This window comes from Mesorhizobium sp., from assembly GCF_024509055.1.
Taxonomy (GTDB): Bacteria; Pseudomonadota; Alphaproteobacteria; order Rhizobiales; family Rhizobiaceae; genus Mesorhizobium.
Map to the genome: position 1 here is coordinate 161,380 of NZ_JANINM010000385.1, position 20,117 is coordinate 181,496.

Sequence of the window (20,117 nt, forward strand, 5' to 3'; positions counted from 1 at the left end):
TTCATGGCGGCTTTGCCCGAAATCGACGCCTTCACGCACGACCATGTATTCCTGGGCGCGGCGCACGACGACAATGCCCGCCGGACCCTGTGGGTCGTGGCGCTTACCGCCGGGATGATGGTGGTGGAGATCATCGCCGGTTATCTGACCGGCTCGATGGCGCTGCTCGCCGATGGCTTTCACATGGCGACACACGCGGGCGCGCTCGGGGTCGCCGCGGCCGCTTACGCCTATGCCAAGCGCCATGCCTCCAGCCGGGCCTATAGCTTCGGCACGGGCAAGGTCGGCGACCTGGCCGGGTTCGCGTCGGCGATGGTGCTGGGCCTGATCGCGCTCGGGATCGGTGTCGAGTCCATCCTTCGCCTGTTTCAGCCGATCACGGTCGCATTCGGGGAAGCGACGCTCATCGCGGTGGTCGGTCTGGGCGTGAACATCGCCTGCGCCTTCCTGCTCTCGGGCGGGCACCATCACGGGCACGACCATCATCACGGGCATGACCACCATCACGGGCACGGGCATGCGCACGGCGCGCATGGCGGTGACAACAACATGCGCTCCGCCTATGTCCATGTCCTGGCCGACGCGCTCACCTCGGTTCTCGCCATCGCCGCGCTGCTGGCGGGCCGCTATCTCGGCTGGGTCTGGATGGATCCGGTGATGGGCATCGTCGGTGCGATCGTCATCGCGCGCTGGTCATGGACGCTGATGCGCGACACGGCGTCCGTGTTGCTCGATGCGACCGATCATCATGTAGAGGAGGAAGTGCGCGAGTTGGTCGAGGCGCCAGGCGACGCGCGTATCACCGATCTTCATGTCTGGCGCGTCGGTCCGGAAGCCCACGCCGCGATCGTCAGCGTCGTAGGCGGGCAGGGCGTGACCGGCGACGATATCCGCGCCCGCCTCGCACCGGTTCATGAAATCGCGCACCTGACCGTCGAGTGCCGCTAGCCCTCGAAGGCGGTCAGGATCGGGCATGGTCCCTCCGCTCCTGACCCGCATTCATGTGCGAGCCGGCGAAGCGAGGCGCGCACCCGCTCAAGCTCCTCGATCTTCGCATCCAGTTCGGCAATGCGCTCGCCCGCGAGCTGGCGCGCGCGGGCGCGATCGTCGGTCGCATCCAGCGCCAGAAGCTCACCGATCTGCTCGAGCGTGAAACCGTCTGCCTGCGCCGAGCGGATGAAGCGAAGGCGGCGGGCGTCATCGGTGCCGTAGCGCCGGATGCCGCCTCCGGCGCCAGCCCCGGTCGGCCGGTCTGGCTCGTCCAGCAAACCGCGACGCTGATAGTAGCGCACCGTTTCGACGCCGACGCCGCCCTCGCGCGCGAGCGCCGCGATCGTCATGCCGGTCATGCCTTGACTCCGTACTATGGTACGGACCCTATATAGGCGGGGCGAGGATATTGGAGAAGCGGCATGGCGAGCGCCCCCGCCAAACAGGCGACGATCTACCGGATGGTGATGCCGGAACATACCTGCCCTTTCGGGCTGAAGGCGAAGGATCTTCTGCGCCGGGAAGGCTATGCGGTCGATGACCATTGGCTGATGACGCGGGAAGAAACCGACGCTTTCAAGGCGAAGCACGGCGTCAAGACGACCCCGCAGATCTTTATCGCCGGGGAGCGGGTCGGCGGCTATGACGATCTGCGCCGCTTCTTCGGCAAGATGGTCCGCGACCCCAAGGCCGTCACCTATCGCCCGGTGATTGCCGTGTTCGCGATGACGGCGCTGATGGCGCTCGCCGCCAGCTATGCGGTACTCGGCACGCCCTTCACGGTGCGGGCGGGTGAATGGTTCATCGCGTTCTCGATGTGCGCTCTGGCGATGCTCAAGCTCCAGAACGTCGAGAGCTTCTCGAGCATGTTCCTCAACTACGATCTGCTCGCGAAGCGCTGGGTGCCCTATTCCTATGTCTATCCCTACGCGGAAGGAGCGGCGGGCGTCCTGATGGCAGCCGGCGCGTTGACCTGGCTGTCGGTGCCCGTCGCGCTCGTTATCGGTACGATCGGCGCGGTGTCGGTGTTCAAGGCCGTCTACATCGACAAGCGTGAGCTGAAATGCGCGTGCGTGGGCGGGGACAGCAACGTGCCGCTCGGCTTCATCTCGCTCACCGAAAACCTGATGATGGTCGCGATGGCGCTGTGGATGATCGCTGCGCCGCCCGTGCTGGCGATGGCGCACTGACGCGAAGGTCGGCACGCGTCGTCAATGCGGGCTGATCGCCGTAACTTCTGCCGTCATACCCTTCGCCTTGGCGGTGAATGCGACCCGCTGCCCCGACCGCAGTCCCTTGAGCAGGGTCGGGGGGGATGCCCGGAAGGTCATCGTCATTGCGGGCCAGCCGATCGTCGGGATCGGGCCGTGCTTGATGGTTACGGTTCCACCTTTCGCGTCGACGGCAGTGATCGTCCCCGATCCGCTGCCGGATTTTACAGCCGATGCAGCCGGCCTGCTGCCTTGAGCAAGAGCGCTCGCTGCGATCGGCGTGACTAGTAGCATGAATGCGGCGCGCATGGAGAAAGTGGCTTTCATCAGATCTTCCTTTCGGGGCGGGTTGAAGCTCGCCGCCGCAAGAGCAAGTAGGCGGCTGGCAGGATGAACATGGAGAGGAAAGGGGCGGTCAGCATTCCACCGATCATCGGCGCGGCGATCCGGCTCATCACCTCCGATCCGGCGCCATGCCCGATCAGCACGGGGAACAGCCCGGCGACGATGACAGCGACGGTCATCGCCTTGGGACGTACCCGCAACAGCGCGCCCTCCCTGATCGCTTCCGATACTTGCTCGCCCGACGGTGACGGCCCGCGCTCGGCCAATGCGTGTTTCAGGTAGATCAGCATGACGACGCCGAACTCCGCCGACACGCCGGCGAGCGCGATGAACCCGACACCTGTGGCGACCGATTGCGCATAGCCGAGCAGCCATAATGTCCAGATGCCGCCGGTCAGCGCGAAGGGCAGTGTGCCCATGATAAGCGCCGCCTCGTCGAGGCGACCGAAGGTAAGGTAGAGGAGAAGGAAGATGATCGCGAGTGTCGCCGGCACGACGAGCATCAACCGAGCCTCGGCACGCTGCAGATACTCGAATTGTCCGGAATAGGCGATCGAGACGCCGGGGCTGAGCCGAACATCTTTGCCAACAGCACGGCGCAGATCGGCGACCGTGGAGGCCAGGTCGCGCCCGCGCACGTCGACATAGACCCATGTCGAGAGTCGACCATTTTCCGTCTTGAGCATCGGTGGACCTTCCGCGATCGACACGGATGCGACGGTGCCGAGTGTGATCTGCTGACCCGATGCGGTGACGATTGGGAGAGTTCGCAGTCCCTCCAGACTGTCACGCAGCTCGCGGGGGTAGCGGACGCTGATCGGGTAGCGGGCAAGGCCCTCCACCGTCTGGCCGATCGTCTCGCCGCCGATCGCGCCGGACACAATCTCCTGCACATCGGCGATGTTGAGACCGTAGCGCCCCGCGGTCACCCGATCGATATCGACATCGACATAGCGGCCTCCGGTCAACCGTTCTGCCAATGCCGAGCTGACGCCCGGCACGGTCCTGGCGACACGTTCGATGCTGCCGGCGATGCGGTCCAGCTCGGAGAGGTTGGACCCCGACACTTTCACCCCGATGGGACTCTTGATGCCGGTCGCGAGCATATCGATCCGATTGCGGATCGGAGGCACCCATACGTTCGTGAGGCCGGGCACGCGCACTGTGCGGTCCAGCTCCTCCACCAGCTTTGCCGGCGTCATCCCCGCGCGCCATTGATCGCGCGGCTTGAATTGGATGGTCGTCTCGAACATCTCGAGCGGTGCCGGGTCGGTCGCGGTCTCGGCGCGCCCGGCTTTGCCGAACACGGTTTTGACCTCGGGAACGGTTTTTATCAGCCGGTCTGTGCGCTGGAGCAGGGCCGAGGCGCTCGCGGCCGAAAGGCCGGGAAGCGCGGACGGCATGTAGAGCAGATCGCCCTCATCCATCGTCGGGATGAACTCGCCACCCAATCGGGTCAGCGGCCATGCCGTCGTCGCCAGTACCAGGGCGGCGATGCCGATCGCCGCCCAAGGCCGCGCCAACACGCGGTCGAGCGCCGGGCGATAGGCACGGGTGAGCACGCGGTTGATAATGTTGTCGTTCTCGGCCGGAATGCGTCCCCGGATCAGCCATCCCATCAGGACCGGCACGAGCGTTACCGACAGGATCGCCGCTGCCGCCATCGCATAGCTCTTGGTGAAGGCGAGCGGGGCGAACAGCCGTCCCTCCTGCGCTTCGAGCGTGAACACCGGCACGAACGACAGCGTGATGATGACGAGGCTGAAGAACAGCGCCGGCCCGACCTCGGCCGCGGCCTCGGTGATGACGCGCCAGCGTTCCTCGCCCGCCAGCGCCACGCCCGGATGGTCGTGTTCCCATCGCTCGATCCGCTTGTGCGCGTTCTCGATCATCACGATCGCGGCATCGACCATCGCGCCGATCGCGATGGCGATACCGCCCAAAGACATGATGTTGGCGTTCACCCCCTGCACACGCATGACGAGCAAGGCCGCGAGCACCCCCAGAGGCAAAGTGACGATCGCGACCAGCGCAGACCGGACATGCCACAGAAACAACCCGCAGATGATCGCGACGACGACGAACTCCTCGATCAGCTTGCCCGTCAAATTCTCCACCGCGCGGTCGATCAATTGCGAGCGGTCATAGGTGGTGACGATCTCGACGCCGGGGGGAAGGCTCGCTTTCAGTTCCGCGAGCTTGGCCTTGACGGCTTCGATCGTCTGCCGTGCATTCTTGCCCTGACGCAGGATGACGACTCCGCCCGCGACCTCGCCTTCGCCGTTCAGCTCGGCGATGCCGCGGCGCATCTCGGGGCCGATCTGGATCGACGCGACGTCGCCCAAGGTAACGGGGACGCCGGCACCGGCGACCTTGAGCGGGATCGCGCGGAAATCGTCGACGGTGCGCAAGTAACCTGACGCGCGCACCATATATTCGGCTTCGCCCAGCTCGAGGACGGACCCGCCGGCCTCCTGATTGGCGCGGCGAATGGCATCGACGGCCTGAGTGTGCGTGACACCGAATGCGGCGAGCCGCGTCGGGTCGAGCAGCACCTGATATTGCTTCACCATTCCGCCGATGCTCGCCACCTCCGCAACGCCGGGCAGCGTTTTCAGTTCATAACGTAGGAACCAGTCCTGCAAGGATCGGAGCTGCGACAGGTCACGGCGGCCGGTGCGGTCCAACAGCGTGTATTCATAGACCCAGCCGACCCCCGTCGCATCAGGACCCAGCGCGGCCTGCGCGCCTTGGGGAAGCCGTCCCTGCACCTGGCTCAGATACTCCAGCACGCGTGAGCGCGCCCAATAGAGGTCGGTCCCATCCTCGAAGAGGACATAGACGTAGCTGTCGCCGAAGAACGAATAGCCGCGCACGGTTTTCGCGCCAGGCACGGACAGCATCGTCGTGGTGAGCGGATACGTCACCTGGTTCTCGACGATCTGCGGGGCTTGGCCCGGCCAGCTCGTGCGGATGATGACCTGCGTGTCGGACAGGTCGGGGAGCGCATCGACGGGGGTGGCACGCATTGCGAACACCCCGGCCATGGCGAGCGCGATGGCCGCCAGGACGACGAGGAAGCGGTTCGCGACCGACCAGCGGATGATCGCGGCAATCATCGCCCAGCCTCGCGCGTCATGCGGCGCAGCGTTGGACCATCGGCGGGTTGATCAAAGCCGAACCGCACCCGCTCACCCTTGCGATACCCACGCACCAACGCGGGATCGGCGACGCGGAACGTCATTGTCATGGCCGGCCAGCCGATCGCCGGAACGGGCTGATGGGACAGGGTGACGGAACTGCGATCGATCGCCTCGATGCTGCCGACCGTCTCGTAGATCGACGCGGTGGGTTTCACGGCCGGCTTTGTTGCGGGTGACGCTTCGACACCAATCGGACGCGCATCGAGGCCAGCGAGGCTCGCTTCGGAGTCGATCAGGAACTGGCCCGACGCGACAACCTTCTCACCCTCGGTCAGGCCGGCGACTATCTCGGTTTTGCCGCCGCCTTCTGCGCCAGTGCGAACCTCGGCGGGTCGAAAGCGTCCACCCGGCCCTGCCAACATGACGAGTGTGCGCCGGCCGGTCCGGATCACGGCCTCACTCGGGACAAGGAGTGCATCGCGGCTCCCCTGGTCGAGCGCCACGCTGGCGAACATACCGGGGCGCAACCGGCCGGCACGGTTGGGGAGCTCGACGCGGATTGTGAGCGTGCGGCTCGCTGCCTCGGCCTGGGGCAGGATCGCAGCGATGCGGCCCCTGAAGCTTTCGCCCGGGAAAGCCGCCAGCGTGGCGATGACGGGCGTGCCGATCCGCAGGTTTCCTGCGAGGGCCTCAGGGACAGCCGCGTTCAGCCACACGGTGGCGAGGCCGTTCACCTCCGCCAGTGTCTGTCCTTGCGCGACCGTCATCCCCTGTCGGACGCCGAGCGTCTTGATGACGCCCCCCACGGGCGTGCTGATCGTCGTCACACCTTGCGGTCGGCCGCGCCACTCCGCCGATGCAATCGATCCGGCGGGCATCCCGAGAAGCAACAGGCGCTCTCGTGCCGCCCGCGTGAGCCCGGCATCCCCGGTGCGGCGCACGGCGAGATACTCCGCCTGCGCGCCCGCCCATTCGGGCACAAGGATATCGGCGAGCGGGGCGCCTGCCGGCACGACATCGCCTGGCGCGCGCGCATAGACGCGCTGAACGAAGCCGCCGCTGCGTGCCTGCACGACCGCAACGTTGCGGTCATTGAACTCGATGCTGCCGGTTGCCGAGGCCGAGTTTGACAACGATCCGCGTTCGACCGTGACGATCCGCGCGCCGAGCCGCTGGAGGCTGGCCGGATCGATCGCTACGCCCGGTGCGGCGCTACCGCCTGCGCCCTCGTCGGCATAGCGGGGGATCAGTTTCATCCCCATCGACGAGAGACCCGGGCCGTCGTGCCGCTCCCCCGGGATCATCGGATCATACCAGTAGAGGATCTTCTTCTGCGGGGCTGGGGATGCCGTTTGATCGGCAGCCGAGGACGTGCCAAGTTTCGCGAGCCCGAAGCCCACGCCCCCTGCGACCAGCACCAGCGCGCTTACCGCGGTGACAAGGCGGGCGCGGGTAATGGTAGTGTCGCTCATCGATCGGCGCTCCCGAAGGTAATGGTGAGGCGGACAGAGTCTGCGGCGACGAGCGCCTCACGGTCGAGCACGGTCAGCTCGGCGTCGGCGAGCGCGGTCTTGGCTTCGATGGCATCCGCAAGACTCGCGCGACCGGCAGAGTAGCTCGCTATCTCCAGATCGGCTCGCTTCCGAGCGAGCGGAAGGAGCACGTCGCGCGCGCGCTGCCATTGGCTGTGATGCATTTGGTGGTCCGCCAGCGCGGCCTCCAGATCGGCTGCCAATGTGCGCCGGGTTTCTTCGCGCGCGGCCTCGGCCTGCGCCTGTGCGGATTTGCGGGCTTCGATGCGCGGATTCTGACGCGATCGAGCGAACAGCGGCAGGCTCATCGAAACTCCCGCCGACACCATGTCGCCATACCGGGGGTCACGGCGTTGATAAGCTACCTCTACCCCCCAATCGGGTCGCTTCTCCGCTCGCGCCGCATCCACGTCGGCCTGGGCGCGCTGAATACCGGCCTCGGCGAGAACCATGTCGGAGTGAAGGCTGAGCGCGTCCCGCAGCCGCGCCGGAGCCAGATCGATCGCGGGCATATCGCCGGCAATCTCGGGCGCCGATACGCCGGTCCAGCGAGCCAGCATCGCGCGGGCGCGCGCAACGGCGGCCATCAACTCGTCGCGGCGGTCGTCGAGTGCCGCGATCTCCTGATCGGTCGTCAGTGTCTGACCAGGGCGGACCGAACCGGTCGTCACGGCGGCCCGCGCAGCGGAAGGGAGAGATCGAAGGAATAGCAGAACGGTGTCGAGGGCAGCTAGTCGACGCTCGGCATAAGCAAGGTCGATCCATGCCTGCCCCGCTCCCAATCGCACCTCCCGGAGCTTGGTCGCTTGCGATGCTTCTGCCGTTGCGATCACGGCGCGTGCCTGCGCTTGCGCGGCATGACGCTTGGCAAGGTTGGGTAGGTCCTGTTGGAAACCGACACGCCCCATCGTCATGTCGTCTCTGGATAGGGAGAAGGCGGGTGGCCCAGAGACAGGATAATTCTCGATTCCGATCGACACACGGGGGTCCGGAAGGCTTCCCGCCGCACGTGCATCGGCTTGGGCGGCGCTGACCCCCGCGCGACCGGCAACCGCTCCCGGGGCGTTGGCAACCGCATCGCGCAGCGCTTGGTCATAGGTAAGTGTCTGCGCGTGCGCGGCGCTCGTCGTGAGCGCGGCGACCGCGAGCATCATGGATGCGCGCATCCCTCTAGTCCCTTCATGTCATAATGATGGCCGGGCTCCAAATGGTTGATCGGAGCCCGGCACCTGTTCAGGCTCGCCAGCTTAAGTTGACTGGCCGCCCTTCATTGACATGCAGGCGTCGCGACCGCGTTCCATCATCGGGCACACGCAGGCGCTCGACTGGGGAACGTCCGTAACCCATACGCGGTGTGGGGCTTGAAGCGGCGCCCGCGGGCCCGGCTGGTAATTGGAACGCCACTCCCAATGACCATTGCTTTTATTTTCAGATGTGGCCGCCGTCGCTGCCGACGCGGCGAGGCTAGCGGCAAATACCGCCAAGATGAACGTTTTCATGTCACTTTCCAATTTGATCGAGATTTAAAATCGGCAGAGCCGCAACCGGCGAACGGCTGCAGCCTGACACGGCTTGACTCGATCAAACGGTAGGCGGTTCGGGCTCGGGAGCGACGTTGAGGCCGGCAAGTGCCCGGCTGGCAGGCCAGATAACGATTTGAGATGCGATCGAGCGCTTCAGCACTCTTGCCGGCTCCTCAAACGTCATGGGAACAACGCATCCCATTTGGGCGATACACGCCAGCGTCAGTCCTTTGCATGGGTGTTCCGATGACGGATCCGGGGTCGCCATACCCGCGCAATCCATGCGGGATGGGGTGACATGGCTCATCGCCATCTTGGGTGAGAGCGATGGGCCGGCCGCATACGCAATTCCTTGGCCCAAAAGGCCAAGCAACGCTCCAACAAGAAGCAAGAGAGAAAGACGAGCTTTCAACACCCGGATACTATCCCAATTGTCAACGCCGAGGTCAATACGGGTGGTTTGCCGGGTGCCGTAGTGCCGGCATGAAGCGCCGGGGAAGATTTGCCGCTCACAAGACAACCTGTCGTTTAGGCGCCGTGGCTAGCAAAGACACGCCGGCCAGCGGCACCGAACGCAATGACGTCATAGGGCTGGGTTCTCATGCCGGGCACCTCCATGCCCGGTGAGCCCATCGGCATTCCGGCCACGGCCAAGCCGCGCACGCCTTTAGGATGCTGGGCCAGCGCGCGCTTCATGTCTGCGATCGGGACATGTCCCTCAAACGCGATGCCGTCGATGATCGCGGTATGGCAGGACGCGAGGTCAGCGGGCAGGCCGATCTTACGCTGCAGCACCTCACGGCGATCATCGTCGATGATCTGGACCTTGCGGCCGAACTGCTGACGCACCTGCGCCGCCCATTTCTCGCAACAGCCGCAACCCGGATCGCGGTGCATGGCGATGTCGGCCGCGGCCGATGCGACCGCTGGGATGGTCATTAGCAAGGCGGCGACGGCGCCACGAACACCATTCTTCATCATCAGCTCCTAAAAGGAAATCCCCGCCCTGCCGGGGGGTAGGGGGATCGACAGGGCGGGGCAGCGCTCCCTTATTGCGGGCGCTTGCCGTGCTTGCTGAGCCACGCCTGCAGCTCGGCAATATCCTTTTCCTGTTTCGTGATCGTCATCTGCGCCATGCGCTTGGTCTCGGCGTCGCGCGCGTCACGCACCGCAACGCGCGACATGGCGATGGCGCCTCGGTGATGCTCGATCATCTTGCGCGTCCACATTTCGGCCGCGTCGCCCTGCTTGGCCGCCATCATCTTCTGATGCATGTCCATCTCGGCCTGGCCGTAGGGATTGCCGTCCATCATGCCCGCCATCTTGTCATGATTCATGCCGGCCATCTGGCCGTGATCCATACCCTGCATTCCTCCGCTCTGCTGCGCGAGGACGGGGGTGGCGAGCAGCGCCATAGCTGCGAACGTGGGTGCAAAGCGCATTGTCGATCTCCTCGAGTTCAAAGACTTTTACGCGTGAGCGCAGGCTAGCCCTCACGCGACTTGCTAGAACGCATGAGACACGGGCCGGAAACGAGATTTATTTCCGAGGGGTCACGCTCGTCACCGCGTATCATATAACAAAAAAGCTGCGTTTTTTTCGCGTGCGAACTCATTCTGGAAGATCAGCGCGTCGATTGAAGCGTATTGATTCCGCTGCTCTCGTCCGTTTCGGGTGGGGGCGGCGGAACCTGTCTTTCGCGATAGGAGGGGAGATCAAGCACGTTTTTTGCCGTCGGGTGTGCCTCAAGCCTCGCAATCAGCCGCTTCATCTCGGTGATTTCGCGCACCTGGGCATCGATGATCCCGTCCGCTAGCCTGCGGACGTCTGGATCTTTGATATGCGCCCGCTCGCTCGTCAAGATCGCGATCGAGTGGTGGGGGATCATGGCTTTCATATAGCTCACGTCGTCCACCGTTTCCTGGCTACGGACGAGCCATAGCGCGAGCGCAAACACGACGACGCTGCCGCCAAGGATCGCAGCGTTCACCGCTCTGTTCTTATACATCGACCACATAAAGGCGAGCATGATGGCGGCCATCGCCGCGCCCATGACAAAGGCCATCCAGAGCCGAGTCTGACTAAACTCTATGTGTCCCAGCGCATAGACGTTGGCGTACATAAGGCCAAACATCACCGCGATCGAGGTCGCGACCATGGCCGCAAATCTGCCGTAACCCATTACTCTCATTTTCTCTTTCTGATCATCCATGATATGCTCCTCTCCGGAGATTTTACCTTAGTTAACCCTGCAGTCTTTATTTTAACGCGGCGCTAGACAGCAGGCTACTTAGAGTGCATTAGAAAATGAGATTGTCATATTGACTTGCCAGCATCACTTCATGCCCGGCATATCCTTCATCATCTCGTCGTGATCGGCCGGGGCACTCGCGACCAGTGCTTTGTACTGATCGGGCGTCATGCCGGGGAGCTTGCGGACGAACGCGACCATATCCCAGATCAGGGGATCGGGATGCGTTTTGCCCCATGCCGGCATGGCGCTGAGCTTGACGCCGTGCTTGATAATCCAGAATTGCTGAGCGGGAGTGAGATCCTGGGCGCGCGCGAGTTCCGGTGCCTGCGGATAGAGGCCCTGGCTCATCTCCGATCTTTCGACGCCGGGGCCGAGATGACAACCGGAACACATTTCACCATAGAGGCCCGCGCCGATCGACACGCGTTGCGCCGAAGCGAGATTTGCCGGGGGTGTGATCCCGCGTGCATGCACCTCGATGGACCGATCACGCAGGCGTTCGAGCATCGAATAGACGACCGGCGTGTGCGGCGCGTCCGCCGCGATGTTGTAGATGCCAAGATAAACAAACGCGGCCGCGCCGATCACGACGATGATCGCCAGCACGCCGACGAAGGGCAGACTCGGGAGGTGCTGCCGTAACGAGCGCCTGTCGCTGCGAGCCCTCTCTTCCTCCATTGGTCAGAACCAGACACGAATGCCGGCCACGATGCTCTTGGACGAGGCGCTATCCCCATCCGCCCGCGCGTAGCGGGCGGTGTCGCCGAACCGGCGGTCCCATGACACACCGACATAGGGAGCGAACTCGCGCCGGATCTCGTAGCGCAGCCGCAATCCTAGCTCGGCGTTGGACAGACCAGATCCGATGCGGTTTTCCGGCACATCCTGAGCGGCGAAATTCAGTTCGGCGCGCGGTTGCAGGATCAGCCGCTGCGTGACGCGCTGGTCGTAATATCCCTCCAGTCGCCCGAGCAGTTCACCCTTGTTGGACAGGAAGAGCGCGCCTTCCAACTCAAAGAAACCCGGCGCCAGCCCCTCGATCCCGACCGTTGCGTAGGTGCGTTTGGGGGAAGGCCCCAAATCCTGACGAACACCTGCCTGGAGGTTGAAATAGGGGCCGATCGTCCGGCTGTAGAGCGCCTGCACCTCGGCGCTCTCGATGCCCTTGCGGAACGCTCCCTCACCCTCTGACTTGACGAATAGGCGGTTGATGTCACCGCCGAACCACGCCTCGCCATCCCAGCGATAGCCGTCGCGGCCATTGCGAAACTGATACTCGGCGATGTTCAGCAGCACCTGATTGAAGTTCTGGCCGCCGTGATGCTGCTGAAGGTGGTGGCGCCCCATCGTCATCGCATCCGCGCCGTAAACGCTGTCGGCCGCATGGTCAGTCGGCAGGGGTGGGGCGGGCGCATTTCCTGCAGGAAGCGCAGTGCCGGTCTGCTGTACTCCCGCGGCCGTCATGCCGGGCATCCCGGCCATCCCCGACATACCCTGCATGTCATCGCCGCTGTGCTGGTCTGCGGGCATGGTCATGCCCGGCATCGCCGAATGATCCATGCCCTGCATCGGCTGCTGCGCGCTCTGGGAGGGCATTTGGCCGTTCCCCGGCATTTGCATTCCCGGCATCGACTGTATGTCCTGCTGCGCGCCCTGAGGGGCTGCCTGGTCCATGCCGGGCATGGTCGAATGATCCATCCCCGGCATGGTCCCGTGATCCATGCCCTTCATGTCAGCCATAGGCGCGGCGCTTCGCTTCGCCGTAGGGGCGGTTTGACGTCTCTTTGTGGTAGGTCGCGCCTTGGTCGGCTTACCCTTGGCCGCAGCTTTGCCCGCGGGGCGCGCTGCCGCCTTCTTCTTGGCGGGCATCGGCATCTTCATACCCGGCATGTCCATGCCTTGCATCGACTGAGCGGCGAGGGGGCCGGCCATGCCAAGCATGGTGGTAGCGGCGAGGGCCGCGATCAGCCGATTCATGCCGCCGCTCCTTCGAGCGGCCGAACCGTGACGACACGCATCATGCCCGCAGTCATGTGGTAGAGGTTGTGGCAGTGGAACGCCCAATCACCCGGCGCGTCAGCGGTCAGGTCGAAAGTCATCTTGCCCCCTGGCGGCACGTTGACCGTATGCTTCCTCGGCGCATGGTCACCGTGGCCCGTCACCAGCTCGAAGAAGTGGCCGTGAAGATGGATCGGATGCGGCATCATCGTGTCGTTGACCAACGTGATCCGCGCCCGTTCGCCTTTGCGGAATGGGATGGGGTCGGCAGGATCGCTTAGCTTCTGCCCGTCGAAGCCCCACATATAGCGCTCCATGTTGCCCGTCAGATGGATCTCGAACTGACGCGATGGCGCGCGCACGTCGGGGTTCGGAGCCAGCGCCACGAGGTCGCGGTAGGTGAGGACGCGATGATCGAGGCCGTCTAGGCCCGGCGGCGGATCGCCACTGCGATCCTTCGGCATCGGGGAAATGGTCTGCACCCCTGGTCCCATCTTGACGCCCGGCGCATTCTTCGGATCGCGCATGCTCATGTTCATGCTGCCGCCGGACCCGTGATCCATGCCGGCCATATCGCCAGCCTGGCCCGAGCCGCCCGCCATGCCGCTATGGTCCATCCCGGCCATGCTGCCGCCGTTCATCTGACTATGATCCATACCGGACATGCCGGCCTCGCCCGCCGCCATCTTGCTATGATCCATGCCAGGCATCGCCGCGCCGCCCATCTGGCTGTGGTCCATACCCGCCATGCCGGACATGCCCGCCATTGCTGCGCCTGTCGCGACCGTCCCGTGATCGGTCGGCCCCTTCCAGCCCGTCAGCTTCCATAGGTTGCGCGAGGCGTTCTGCATCAACGTCGGGTCGGGTCCGCGCGTGGCGACCGGGCTTTCATCCTTCATGCCGGACATGCCCTGCATCCCGCCCATGCTCCCCATGTCCATGCCCATATCGGTCATGGTCAGCAGCGTGCGCGGACGCAGTGGAGGGACGGGCGCGATCATGCCCTCTCGCGGGGCGAGTGTCGCGCGACCCATGCCGGAGCGATCGATGGCTTCGGAGACGAAGCTGTAGGCGCGGTCCTCCGGCGTCACGATCACGTCGAACGTTTCGGCAACGCCGATCTGGAACTCGTCGACCTGCACCGGGCGGACATTCTGCCCATCGGCCTGCACGACGGTCATCGGCAGGTCGGGAATACGGACGTTGAAATTGGTCTGTGCCGCGGCGTTGATGATCCGCAGGCGGACCCGCTCGCCCGCCTTGAACAGCCCTGTCCAGTTGTCATACGGCCCGTAACCGTTAACGAGGAAAGTATAGGTCGATCCGGTGACGTCGGCGATGTCAGCGGGGTCCATCCGCATCTTGCCCCACTCGATGCGGTCTTTCAGTGGCATCTCTCGGCCGGCAAGCAAGCCTGCCAGCGTCGGGCGCTGATAATTGAAATAGCCGCCCCCCATCTGCTTCAGCTTCCGGAAAATCTGCGCACCGGTCATCTGGCTATGATCCGACAGTACGATCACATGCTCGCGGTCGAACGCGATCGGGTCGGCGCCGGCCGGGTCGATCACGATGGGGCCATAGAGCCCACCCTGTTCCTGCTCGCCCGAATGACTGTGGTACCAGTAGGTGCCAGCCTGAATGATCGGGAACTCGTACACGAAGGTCGAGCGCGCTTTGATGCCGGGAAAGCTGATGCCCGGGACGCCATCCATGGGAAACGGCACGAGCAACCCATGCCAGTGAATCGAGCTGTCCTCGTCGAGATTGTTGGTGACGGACAGCCGAACCTTCTGCCCTTCCTTCAAGCGAATAAGAGGAGCCGGCACCGTGCCGTTGACGCCGATTGCTGGCGTCGACTTCCCGTCGACGGGGAGTTTGAAACTGTCGATCGTCAGTGCAATGTCGGTGCCCGACACAGTCGGCAACGGCTTCGCGATCCCGCCCGACACAGGCTGCGCCCAAGCGGGCATGTACGCGGTCAATGCCATACCGCCGCCCGCAAGGGCGGCGCCGCGAAGCATCTGGCGGCGGTCGATAGTGCGGCTCATACGGTCCTCAAGGCTCTCAAACGGGAGTGTCTCTCTGGTCTTTATACGCGGCGCTGGCGACTATCCCTTACCACTCGCGAAATCGCTCCAGCAGCTTGCCGCCTTAGCCCGGAACTCAAGGACTCGGGCGCCTTCGGATAGGCCAATGCCGGGGGCATTTGCGTTTGTTAAGGGAGCTCGATCCGCACACCTCGCTCACGGCCTTTGATTGCGAGGGACTAGGCACCTTTGAGGGGGATCCGCTGGTCGCGCGTATCTAAAAATACGGTTCACGCGCGCTGCATGCCGCGAATGAGCGGGGCCTGACCCAGGGCATGGTGTCGGACCTTGCATGCTCTCGGGTCGAAGGAGTTCCACGCCATGAACGACCGCAAATCTCGCCTCGAAACCGGTACTGGCTGCAGATGCGATCGAACCTCGATGGCTACGCCATCATCGTGTTGCGGTGATAGCTCAGCCGCGCCCGTGATAGTCGAACACGACAAATATCATTTGAGGGCTGGAGGCTGCTGCTCAAGCACTAGCGACAGCAAGGCCACCGCGACGGCGGTGGACCCGGTATGCGGCATGAATGTCAATCCCGCAAAGACGGCACATCATGCCAACTACGGCGGCCATGACTATCATTTCTGTAGCGCAGGATGCCGAACCAAGTTCTTTGCCAATCCCGATGACTATCGGAGCGACACGCCGAAACCCGAGCGGATGCCGACGCTGGGGGCGATATGGACCTGCCCCATGCATCCGCAGATCCGGCAGGAAGGGCCGGGGACTTGCCCGCTCTGCGGCATGGCGCTCGAACCGGAGGAACCATCGCTCGACGATGCGCCAAATCCCGAGCTGGTCGATTTCACGCGCCGGCTGTGGGTGGCGGGCGCGCTCACCATCCCACTGCTCGTAGTCTCGATGTTCGCCGAAATGTCCGGGCTGCACCTTGTTGGGCCAACGGCCTCGCCCTGGGTCCAGCTCGCGCTGACCGCGCCGATTGTGCTGTGGGCAGGCTGGCCGTTTTTCCAGCGGGGGTGGACCTCGATCCGCACGCGCCACCTCAATATGTTTACGCTGATCGCGATCGGCGTTGGCGCCGCATTCCTCTACAGCCTGGTCGCAACGATCGCACCGGCCATCTTTCCTGCGACGTTCCGCATGCAGGGGGGCATGGTCCCGGTGTATTACGAGGCGGCCGGCGTCGTGGTGACGCTGGTGCTGCTCGGCCAAGTTCTCGAATTACGTGCCCGGGCCGCAACAGGCCGCGCGATCCGTGCGCTGATGGATCTTGCCCCGAAAACCGCACGTCGGTTGCGGGCGGATGGCTCTGAGGAAGAAGTCGGCTTGGCCGAAGTCGCTGCCGGCGATCGACTGCGAGTTCGCCCCGGCGAGGCGATCCCGGTTGACGGCGTAGTGGTTGAAGGCCGCTCGTCGGTTGACGAATCCATGCTCACCGGCGAGCCCGCGCCTGTCCTAAAAGAGGTCGAGGCAGCCATCACCGGAGGCACCGTTAACGGCACGGGCAGCCTGGTCATGGAAGCCCGCGCGGTTGGCTCGGATACGATGCTGGCGCGCATCGTCCGTATGGTCGCCGAAGCGCAGCGCAGCCGCGCACCGATTCAGGCAGTCGCCGACCGGGTGTCGGGCTGGTTCGTGCCGCTCGTCGTGCTGATCTCGATTGCGACGTTCATCACCTGGTCGCTGATCGGTCCAGAGCCGCGCATGGGCCACGCCATCCTGAATGCCATCGCGGTACTCGTCATCGCCTGCCCGTGTGCGCTTGGGCTTGCAACGCCCATGTCCATCATGGTCGGCACTGGGCGGGGGGCGCACGCCGGCGTGCTGGTCAAGAACGCAGAAGCGCTACAGGCCTTGGAGCAGGTCGATACGCTCGTCATCGACAAAACCGGTACGCTTACCGAAGGCAAGCCAACGCTGGTCGGGATTGAGACAGTGAACGGGTTTGACGAGAACGACATGCTGGCGCTTGCCGCGTCCGTGGAAGCGCAGTCCGAGCATCCCCTGGCGCACGGCATCATCAACGCTGCTAAAGAGCGCAGGCTGCCAATCGAAGACGTTACGAATTTAGCATCGCAGACGGGGCTTGGTGTCAGTGCCGTCGTTGATCGCCGTACGATTGTGATTGGCAACGCCGAGCAACTGGTACGCGTCGGTGTTGATCCAGCGCCGCTCGGCGCCGCAGCCAACCGGTATCGCACCGAAGGCGCGGGTGTCATCCTGATCGCCATTGACGGCGCGCTCGCTGGCCTGCTGGCCGTCGCGGATCCTGTCCGCGCCTCAGCGCGTGGTGCTATCGCAGGGCTTCGCGCGGAAGGGCTTCGGGTCGTCATGCTTACCGGCGACAACCGCGGTACGGCAGATGCACTCGCTCGTGCCGTCGGCGGGCTTGACGGCGTACACGCCGATCTTCGGCCGGAGGACAAAGCGCGTATCATCGGCGAGCTGAAAGCGAGCGGCGCGAAGGTCGCAATGGCGGGCGACGGTATCAACGACGCCCCGGCGCTTGCCGCTGCAGATGTCGGCCTGGCAATGGGGACCGGAACAGACGTTGCTATCGAAAGCGCTGGCATGACGCTCACGCGCGGCGATCTCTCGGCGATCGTGCGCGCGCGCAAACTTGCCCGCGCGACGATGCGGAATATCCGCCAGAACCTGTTTTTTTCTTTCCTGTTCAACGGGATCGGTGTGCCGGTGGCAGCGGGGGTGCTTTATCCAGTTGCGGGTATCTTACTCTCACCCATGCTCGCAGGGGCCGCAATGGCGCTCTCGTCCTTTACTGTCGTGCTGAACGCGCTGCGCTTGAACGCAGTAAAGTTGTGAATAGCGAAGCGACAGCCGACACGAACGGCGTCTCACAGAGCGCGGTCGGTTTCGACGAACGGTCAAGCTATAGTTCCGCTGAACCTCCGCTGAGACTAACCGTCTCTCTGAACGTCACCGTTCATGGCTGGTGTTCGATTGCGATCCAACCGCCGTGAGGGATCTTCAAAATCCATTACGCCGCAACAAAGCGGGGCAAATAGGACGGCGACGCACACATTCTAGCGGCCTGCCAGAACTCATTAGCTATTCTGCACGTCTCATCAACAGAGCGGAGGATATTTAGAACAGTATTATTCCTGGTATTTATTTTGGAAGCGAGAACACTTGAACCGTTGCTGGTTATAGATACAGCATCCACAACAAGAGCAAACATGCTCGCCGTAACAACATTATGGGCGAGCCAGAATGGTGCAGCAATCAAAAACCAAAGCTTCATTCGGTACGTCGTTTTCTGGACCCTGGCCAACGTACCTAGGATACATCCCGCGCTTGCTAACATGGTCGGAATACCGTTCCACGTTAAACTGGCGATCAATACCAGACACACAAGAGATCCGGCGCATGCGCAAATCACGACACGACGATCACGCACGAGTGAAGACGTCAAAAGCTGAGCAAGTGCGATGATGCAGGATGCCGCGGCAGTCGACGTGCCGCTAAGGGCAAAATACGCGGCAAACGCTGCCGCCCCGGCGCATTGTACAGCCACTGCGGCGCGATAGGTGCTTAAACGAGGCCAGGTAACAATGGCTGCCACGCCAAGACTGCCGAAGACAGTTTGGCCGATACCTAATCCCAAGATCGGAGCAGCGATACCGGCAATCATCTCAACCTCTTGAACGCGGCGAATAGGTCAGGGCCTACTCGCGCAAGGTTAACGGTCGGTTATTCACCGCCGTAGGTGAGGGGTAGCCGTCTGTGCCGCGTAACCAAGGTGAGGGCACAAACATGTGACACACGAGGAGAATGGGTTGATGGACACGGTTGCGCTAGCCTCCCAACCCCATGAAATCTCCGACTGTATCGTCATCGGTGGTGGTCCCGCCGGCCTGACTGCCGCCATATATCTCGGGCGGTTCTTGCGAAAATGTATGGTGATTGATGCCGGGGGCGGACGTGCTCGATCGATCCCCCGATCCCATAATTTGCCAGGATTTCCTGAGGGTATTGGCGGTGCAGAACTATTGGCCGGAATGACGCGCCAGGCTGAAACTTATGGTGCAATCGTCCGCCACGGTACGGTGGATCGATTGGCCCTAACGGAAGATGGATTTTCAGTTGGTCTTGGCGCGTCGATGCTAGCGGCTCGGACTGTGGTAATGGCAACCGGCGTTTTCAATCACCGGCCCATCATGCCCGACAAGATGCATGATGACGCGCTGGCGCGCGCTCTGCTGCGCTATTGCCCGATCTGCGACGGTTTCGAGGCGAAGGGCATGAAAATCGCTGTTTTGGGATGTGATCGTCATGGTGCAGCAGAGGCAGAGTTTTTGCGCCCATATAGTGCGCAGATCACATTGTTAGCGCAGCGCTCGCCCGATTTGGAATGGCCCGACGAAGTGAGGCTGAACCAGTCTGGGATCGAAACCATCAAAGATGCAGTAAATGACATTTGCGTCGATGGAAATCAGATCGTCGTAAGATTGCGCGGGGGTCGCGAGCTATCCTTCGATACCCTGTATCCCGCGCTTGGCTCGACACCACAAGCCCAGCTTGCCACTGGCATCGGTGCGGATGTGAACGATCTCGGTTGCATTTTGACCGATGCGCACCAACAAACCTCCGTTCCAGGCCTTTACGCTGTCGGTGATGTCGTCGAGGGCCTCGATCAGATCAGCGTTGCGACAGGGCAGGCGGCGAAGGCAGCAACAGCGATCCACAATCTCCTTCGTGAACGCGCTCAGAGATTCGCAACCGCACATGCCGCATCCTCGTCCCAGTCAACGCGCCCGCCTGAAGCTGCCCGGCGTCGCCTCCACCTCAAGACGTGAAACAACGCGAACAATGACTGCTATTCGAATTGGCGTCGTGTAACCCTCATTTCTAGTTTTTGAATCGCGTGCGGTGGACATGGACCGACGTCGATCGTCCGGGATGCCGCGCATGGCTTGCGACGAAGATAGCCTTTACGCGAGGCCGCTCATCGTGCCGATCGATCGCCCGCGATCTGTGAGCAACGACGAACTTGGCTTGGTAAGGGCTTGAACCGCGCCGGGTTTGTCGGAGGCTCTAACTCCTGAG

The 20,117-nt window shown here is 63.3% G+C and carries 16 protein-coding genes; 4 read left to right on the forward strand and 12 right to left on the reverse strand.

All coding sequences use genetic code 11. The annotated features are described in order from the left end of the window. Nucleotides 1-3: 3 nt before the first annotated feature. Nucleotides 4-948, forward strand: coding sequence for a CDF family Co(II)/Ni(II) efflux transporter DmeF (gene dmeF, locus Q0L57_RS19400; protein ID WP_017980771.1), 945 nt, complete (start codon nucleotides 4-6; stop codon nucleotides 946-948). Here dmeF and Q0L57_RS19405 read toward each other — a convergent pair. After that, a complete protein-coding gene (locus Q0L57_RS19405; protein WP_366940934.1) occupies nucleotides 945-1,349 on the reverse strand; it encodes a MerR family DNA-binding protein in 405 nt (134 codons plus the stop codon). The two genes, dmeF and Q0L57_RS19405, sit on opposite strands and share 4 nt — an antisense overlap. Before the next feature lie 63 nt (nucleotides 1,350-1,412). Between Q0L57_RS19405 and Q0L57_RS19410 the strand changes: the two genes are divergently transcribed. Further along, complete coding sequence (locus tag Q0L57_RS19410; protein ID WP_017980773.1) at nucleotides 1,413-2,180, forward strand: glutaredoxin family protein; 768 nt, start codon at nucleotides 1,413-1,415, stop codon at nucleotides 2,178-2,180. Nucleotides 2,181-2,201: 21 nt separating this feature from the next. On the opposite strand, the gene Q0L57_RS19415 is transcribed toward Q0L57_RS19410, so the two are convergent. The 10 genes from Q0L57_RS19415 to Q0L57_RS19460 all read right to left on the reverse strand — a co-directional run bounded on the left by Q0L57_RS19415 (nucleotide 2,202) and on the right by Q0L57_RS19460 (nucleotide 15,044). Continuing rightward, nucleotides 2,202-2,528, reverse strand: a complete 327-nt coding sequence (locus Q0L57_RS19415; protein ID WP_017980774.1) for a copper-binding protein — start codon at nucleotides 2,526-2,528, stop codon at nucleotides 2,202-2,204. Continuing rightward, nucleotides 2,528-5,665 (reverse strand): efflux RND transporter permease subunit, encoded by a 3,138-nt coding sequence (locus Q0L57_RS19420; protein WP_018251208.1) that lies wholly within the window; start codon nucleotides 5,663-5,665, stop codon nucleotides 2,528-2,530. Before Q0L57_RS19420 ends, Q0L57_RS19415 begins: the two co-directional genes overlap by 1 nt. Next, entirely contained in the window at nucleotides 5,662-7,161 is a 1,500-nt protein-coding gene (locus tag Q0L57_RS19425) for an efflux RND transporter periplasmic adaptor subunit (protein WP_061780583.1), read from the reverse strand. Before Q0L57_RS19425 ends, Q0L57_RS19420 begins: the two co-directional genes overlap by 4 nt. After that, on the reverse strand, nucleotides 7,158-8,375 hold the full coding sequence (locus tag Q0L57_RS19430; protein ID WP_018251210.1) for a TolC family protein: 1,218 nt from the start codon (nucleotides 8,373-8,375) through the stop codon (nucleotides 7,158-7,160). The genes Q0L57_RS19425 and Q0L57_RS19430 overlap by 4 nt, the downstream gene beginning before the upstream one ends. Nucleotides 8,376-9,272: 897 nt before the next feature. Beyond that, a complete protein-coding gene (locus tag Q0L57_RS19435) occupies nucleotides 9,273-9,722 on the reverse strand; it encodes a DUF411 domain-containing protein (protein WP_168845684.1) in 450 nt (149 codons plus the stop codon). Nucleotides 9,723-9,793: 71 nt separating this feature from the next. Further along, the gene (locus Q0L57_RS19440) at nucleotides 9,794-10,159 is read right to left on the reverse strand and encodes a DUF305 domain-containing protein (protein WP_296744651.1); all 366 of its coding nucleotides are present in this window, start codon (nucleotides 10,157-10,159) and stop codon (nucleotides 9,794-9,796) included. Between the two features lie 209 nt (nucleotides 10,160-10,368). Next, nucleotides 10,369-10,926: a DUF305 domain-containing protein gene (locus tag Q0L57_RS19445; RefSeq protein ID WP_296744661.1), complete on the reverse strand. Its 558-nt coding sequence runs from the start codon at nucleotides 10,924-10,926 to the stop codon at nucleotides 10,369-10,371. 153 nt (nucleotides 10,927-11,079) lie between these two features. After that, the gene (locus Q0L57_RS19450; RefSeq protein WP_296744652.1) at nucleotides 11,080-11,676 is read right to left on the reverse strand and encodes a cytochrome c; all 597 of its coding nucleotides are present in this window, start codon (nucleotides 11,674-11,676) and stop codon (nucleotides 11,080-11,082) included. A 3-nt stretch (nucleotides 11,677-11,679) separates the two neighbouring features. After that, on the reverse strand, nucleotides 11,680-12,975 hold the full coding sequence (locus Q0L57_RS19455) for a copper resistance protein B (protein ID WP_296744653.1): 1,296 nt from the start codon (nucleotides 12,973-12,975) through the stop codon (nucleotides 11,680-11,682). Continuing rightward, entirely contained in the window at nucleotides 12,972-15,044 is a 2,073-nt protein-coding gene (locus tag Q0L57_RS19460; protein WP_296744654.1) for a copper resistance system multicopper oxidase, read from the reverse strand. Before Q0L57_RS19460 ends, Q0L57_RS19455 begins: the two co-directional genes overlap by 4 nt. Before the next feature lie 360 nt (nucleotides 15,045-15,404). Between Q0L57_RS19460 and Q0L57_RS19465 the strand changes: the two genes are divergently transcribed. Further along, the gene (locus tag Q0L57_RS19465) at nucleotides 15,405-17,873 is read left to right on the forward strand and encodes a heavy metal translocating P-type ATPase (protein WP_296744655.1); all 2,469 of its coding nucleotides are present in this window, start codon (nucleotides 15,405-15,407) and stop codon (nucleotides 17,871-17,873) included. 175 nt (nucleotides 17,874-18,048) lie between these two features. Here Q0L57_RS19465 and Q0L57_RS19470 read toward each other — a convergent pair whose 3' ends face one another. Then, nucleotides 18,049-18,702, reverse strand: coding sequence for a YgjV family protein (locus tag Q0L57_RS19470; protein WP_296744656.1), 654 nt, complete (start codon nucleotides 18,700-18,702; stop codon nucleotides 18,049-18,051). Nucleotides 18,703-18,850: 148 nt separating this feature from the next. Here Q0L57_RS19470 and Q0L57_RS19475 point away from each other — a divergent pair, with 148 nt between their 5' ends. Further along, nucleotides 18,851-19,867, forward strand: a complete 1,017-nt coding sequence (locus tag Q0L57_RS19475; protein ID WP_296744657.1) for an NAD(P)/FAD-dependent oxidoreductase — start codon at nucleotides 18,851-18,853, stop codon at nucleotides 19,865-19,867. Nucleotides 19,868-20,117 lie beyond the last annotated feature (250 nt).